Origin of the sequence: Chromohalobacter sp. HP20-39, assembly GCF_033052815.1 — a bacterium.
GTDB lineage: Bacteria > Pseudomonadota > Gammaproteobacteria > Pseudomonadales > Halomonadaceae > Chromohalobacter.
The window spans coordinates 1-371 of record NZ_JAWHTP010000278.1 but is presented as its reverse complement, the minus strand read 5'-3'; the positions used below and the strand labels follow the sequence as shown (position 1 = coordinate 371).

1 protein-coding gene is annotated in these 371 nt (G+C 64.2%); it reads right to left on the bottom strand.

Features of this window, described 5'->3' with window-relative positions:
• On the bottom strand, positions 1-371 hold a 371-nt coding region (locus tag RVY79_RS17980; protein ID WP_317465883.1), incomplete at both ends, for a cupin domain-containing protein.

The window sequence follows — 371 nt, the reverse complement described above, 5'->3', positions numbered from 1 at the left end:
CGAACGTCACGATATTCACGTGCATGTCGTGGCGCATGTCGCTCATGTCGACAAAGCGCGTCGTCACCCAAGCGCCGTTGGTGCCCGGCATCGGGATCGGCTCGACGTCCTGCTCGTTGGTCACGAAGGCTTCCGGCAGCGGAATGCCATCGACCACCTGGTAGTGCTTGCGGATCCAGTGGAAGCGCACAGCCGCATCGCTCACGTTGTGCAGCGTCCAGTCCGCGCCCGGCGGAATGAATGCGTAGCCGCCCGGCTTGAGCGTGTGCTTCTTGCCTTGCAGCGTCAGCTCGGCTTCGCCTTCAACGACGAACAGCACGGCTTCGGCGTTCTTGTCCTGCTCGGGCTTGTCGCTGCCGCCGCCCGGGTTC